The organism is Sphingobacterium shayense, assembly GCF_013179575.1.
GTDB lineage: Bacteria > Bacteroidota > Bacteroidia > Sphingobacteriales > Sphingobacteriaceae > Sphingobacterium > Sphingobacterium shayense.
Map to the genome: position 1 here is coordinate 1 of NZ_JABMCQ010000237.1, position 4,577 is coordinate 4,577.

The following is a 4,577-nucleotide window of genomic DNA, read 5'->3' on the forward strand; positions in this document are numbered from 1 at the left end:
AGCAACCTCAGCGCCAAAGAATGCCAACGTACGTACGCTGCCGATTGCCAAAGTAAAAGAGGTTGTATTAATCTCTGCAAAATCGTCGGTTGACCATTTAGCTTTTAAGCCAGTCGCCTCTTCATAAAATCGAACTAAACGTGTAATTTCTGCGGTAATAATTCTCAACGATACTAAATTTATCTTTTTCATTTTTCTTTTGATTTGTTTTAATTGTTATTAACAACCCAAAAGTAAAACTGCATTATGACAACTGTATGTCAGGTATGTTGAAATTTACTCTCTAATATTTTAAACATAAAAGCCGATCGCCTGTATGATGTGTCATAGGGCCAGTCTGCCTTATTAATTTTTTAATTAAAAGATTGTCTGAAGGCTAATGGAGAAAGTTTAGTTTTTGTTTTAAACAATCGACTAAATGACTGTGGAAATTCAAAGCCTAACTGATAAGCTATTTCTGAGACCGATAGATTGGAAGAGGATAATTTTTCTTTTGCTACTTCAATAAGCTTATTATGAATATGTTGCTGCGCATTTTGCCCGGTAAGAGAACGCAACATATCACTCAAATAACTTGGCGATATGTGTAACTGCTCTGAAAGATGTTGAACAGAAGGAATCCCTTTCACCATTGCGCTTTCGTCGTTGAAATAGGCATCTAGAATTCCTTCGAACTTTTGCAGTAAATCGTTATTAACAGCCTTTCTGGTAATAAACTGACGTTTATAAAAACGGTTGCTGTAATTTAACAATAACTCTACCTGAGAAAGAATAACATCTTGACTAAAATCATCTATTCTCCCAATTAATTCATCGTCAAGTATCTCAAAAATCGAGAAAATTGTCGTCTTTTCTTTATCTGACAAATACAAAGCTTCGTTTGCGGAATAAGAAAAAAAGCCATATTCCTTAATTTTCTTTGCCAAAGAATGAGTCAACAGAAAATCGGGATGAATAAGCAATAATCGGCCATTTGCTTGGCTGTCTGTTGGACTTTCGACTAACTGATTCGGGGAAGTAAAAATTAACCCGCCTTCACCAAAATCATAATAGTTTTGCCCATACTTTGCTTTTCCACACGTATCTGTTTTATAGGCAATCTTGTAATAATTTAAGCTGATAAATTTGGGTAGTTCGTTTTCTAAAATCTTAATGTCTTTAAGATCAATAAAACTTATCAACGGGTGCAAGGGCTTTGGGAGCCCAAATACCCGATGAAAGTCTGTCAACGATTCAAATTTATAAACCGGAATTCCTTCTCTCTTCATAACTCAAATTTACAAAATTACCAAGGACATTCTCCGGTTTCCGGATTATGTTCTTCGCTAATAAATTTCCCTGTCGGACCGTCCTCACCTAACATAGCATATTTAACTATTCGGTTACCTGCATCTTGAACGGTCCCTGTACCACTATGACCATTAAAATCGGTTGCTACAAAACCCGGACAAACAGCGTTAACCTTAAATGATGTCTCTTTCAATTCGTACGCTAAATTGATGGTGTACATATTGAGCGCTGCTTTGGATGATGGATAAAGGGAGGCCTTATGCGTATAATACTTCCAAGTGGGATCGCAGTGCAAAGTAAGCGAACAGCCGCTTGAAGAGAGATTTACGATCCGTGGTTGCGGCGATTTTCTCAGCATATCAATAAAAGTTTGTGTAACTCTTACAACGCCATACAAGTTGGTTTCGAAGACCAGTCTAAATTGGTCGATACTTGCTTCCAGTGCGGATTGTGGCATACCTCCGTTGATACCGGCATTATTGATGAGTACATCTAAAATCTCCGTTTTTTTGCCTATCTCAGTGCGCGCCTTCTTTACCGATTCATCATCCGTTACATCCAACTGTATAGCTTCAACGTTCGCGAAACCTTCGTTTCTTAGCTTTTCTACCGCTTTCTCTCCTTTTTCTAGATTTCTACTGCCCAGAAAAACAAAGTATCCATTTTGCAACAATTGTTTTGCAGTTTCCAAGCCAATACTTTTGTTAGCTCCTGTAATTAGTGCTTTTTTCATTTCGATGGTTTTATTGATTATAGATTAGTGCAAACTGTTTTGCAAAATCCGCTAATTTAATTTTACCTAGGTTTGGTTTATGGAAATAAAAATCTTCAAACAGTAAACCGCTTCGTTGGCTGGCTTGCATGGCGACCATACCTTCTGCAACCCGTTGATTAACCCCCGCCGCTAGCATCCCCGACAACATTTCTTCATCAGAAATTACCAACCATTTCAAATCGGGACTTGAGATGGCCTCCCCCAAAGCTTTTGCTACCTCATTTGGTGATGCTTCATCGCTAGCTATATAGCGAACCGCTCTTCCGTTAAAAGGCAACTCCATTTCTTCAGCAATGGCAGATGCAATATCTAGCGGGGATACCCAAGGCTCTTTTTTATCGCCTCCATAATTTGAAATAATCGCACCTGTTTCCTTAATAGTTTGTATAGACCTAAATAGATTGGTGTAAAAACCTACAGGTCGCATAAACTTGATAGAAACATCATTGGGCAACTGCTTTAAAATTGTTTCCACATCATAGTGGACGGAGAGTGATCCGTATCCTGTTGCACTGTGGGCACCGATACTACTTAGATGTATAATCTTTTTTACGTTAGAAGTTTCAACGGCTTGTTTGTAGTTATTGCCAATAGCATGAAACCCTGCGGTAAAATCAATATTTTGATCAAATATGTTACCAATACCTTCCCAAGGTTCCATCAAGTAGACAATATCTGCACCAGTGAAAGTCTTGGCAAGAAAATCAGGATCCATCATTGTGCCGATGGCTGGTTTTGCTCCCAATGCCTCAATTTCCGCTCGTCTATCGGGGTTACTACTAATAATGGTTACTGAATGGCCTTTTTGAACCAACTCGACTGTGAGCGGTTTTCCAATGTTCCCTAAAGAACCGGTGATTATGATGTTCATATGTTTAAATTATTTGTTGATACAAAATTCATTAACAGCGAACCCGAAGAAGTAACTTAAATGGGGAATTTCGTAACAAAAATGAGGATGTAGTTTAAGGAGGTTAATATTAGGGTAGAATTCCGAAAAGTTTCACAAATAATAACATCCTAAACACGATAAATTTTATTTTAACAAACTAAAAAACTGACAATTAACCACTTAATAATTCTATAAAAAAACACATTATATTCGCATAGTTTCATTGTTTTATCGTCTTCCGTTTGCACGCAAGAATGGAAGCAAATGAACGTAGGAGGTATCATTGCTAAACCATTAGCTACACTATCGTGTTCTTAATTCATGTAAGTTATTCTTTATGAAATCCTGAGCTATAGGATCTTTATTCTCAAAAAGAACTAACTTCGTTTGTAATTAGGAATCTATGACTAAAAGAATTATTCTAATTTTAATCGTATTCTTGGTAAGCGATCTATACTTTTACCAAGCCGTCTTGACCCTGTCTCCGCATATTATGATCCGTGTCGGTTACTGGTCGATAGATCTCCTTTTGGTCATAGGCTTAATATCCCTGACCTTTCTTCGCAAGCTACATCATAAGATGCAGCGGTTTATTCAAGTTATGATTACGGCTATACTGCTCGTCTGCATTCCGAAGCTATTCTCGTTTCCGATATTACTAGCGGAAGACATAACCCGCATAGTCCGGGGATTTCCCGAGCGCAATGTGTATGTGAGCGAGATTGCAGTTGTTCTGGCAGTAATAGTCTTCGTTATTATAGTCTTTGGTTTAACACGCGGTAGGCATTTTTATAAAGTCCGTAAAGAAACTATTTATTTCCCCGACCTGCCCGAAGCATTCGATGGCTTCACAATCACTCAGCTCTCGGATATCCATTCGGGTAGCCTCTCAGATATCAAAGGTGTACAAAAGGGTATCGACCTGGCGAATGCTCAAAATAGCGACCTACTTGTCTTTACGGGCGATCTCGTTAACAATATCGCTACCGAAATGGAGCCTTGGGTGGAGGGTTTCAGTAAGCTAAGTGCTCCCTATGGTAAATACTCCGTACTTGGCAATCATGATTATGGAGACTATATCAGGTGGGAAAGCGTAGTGGCAAAGGAAGCAAACATGCTACGGTTAAAAGAAATTCATGCAGAAATTGGTTTCGAGCTCTTACTTAACGATGCTGTCATGATACACAAACACGGACAGCATATCGCTTTGATCGGTGTTGAAAACTGGGGCAAGCGCGGCTTCCATCAATACGGCGATCTGAAGAAAGCCACTACAAATATTCCCCTTGACTCGTTTAAGGTACTCATGTCGCATGATCCGTCACATTGGGACGAAGTTACGCTAGACCGTAATCAACATATCCACCTTACCTTGGCGGGACATACGCACGGTATGCAGTTTGGAATAGAGCTATTCAGCTTTAAATGGAGTCCCATTCAGTATATGTACAAGCAATGGGCTGGGCTGTATAACAGCGAAGGAAGATATCTTTACGTGAATAGAGGGTTTGGTTACCACGGTCTAAAAGGTAGAATTGGTGTATGGCCGGAGGTTACTGTACTCACGCTAAAACGAACGCCGTTGAATTTAGACGTAAGCGATCCAACATAAGCAATAAA

General features: G+C 39.0%; 5 protein-coding genes. 1 reads left to right on the plus strand and 4 read right to left on the minus strand.

Going from position 1 to position 4,577, the window contains the following annotated elements; translation table 11 throughout:
* The 4 genes from HP439_RS17925 to HP439_RS17940 all read right to left on the minus strand — a co-directional run.
* Positions 1–192: VOC family protein (locus HP439_RS17925; protein WP_484592854.1), on the minus strand; the 192-nt coding region annotated here is incomplete at its 3' end.
* 161 nt (positions 193–353) lie between these two features.
* Positions 354–1,268, minus strand: coding sequence for a helix-turn-helix domain-containing protein (locus HP439_RS17930; protein ID WP_172391705.1), 915 nt, complete (start codon positions 1,266–1,268; stop codon positions 354–356).
* A gap of 17 nt (positions 1,269–1,285) precedes the next feature.
* Positions 1,286–2,023, minus strand: a complete 738-nt coding sequence (locus tag HP439_RS17935) for an SDR family oxidoreductase (RefSeq protein WP_172391706.1) — start codon at positions 2,021–2,023, stop codon at positions 1,286–1,288.
* A 10-nt stretch (positions 2,024–2,033) separates the two neighbouring features.
* A complete protein-coding gene (locus HP439_RS17940; RefSeq protein ID WP_172391707.1) occupies positions 2,034–2,936 on the minus strand; it encodes an SDR family oxidoreductase in 903 nt (300 codons plus the stop codon).
* A gap of 424 nt (positions 2,937–3,360) precedes the next feature.
* On the opposite strand from HP439_RS17940, the gene HP439_RS17945 reads away from it, so the two are divergent.
* On the plus strand, positions 3,361–4,569 hold the full coding sequence (locus tag HP439_RS17945; protein WP_172391708.1) for a metallophosphoesterase: 1,209 nt from the start codon (positions 3,361–3,363) through the stop codon (positions 4,567–4,569).
* Positions 4,570–4,577 lie beyond the last annotated feature (8 nt).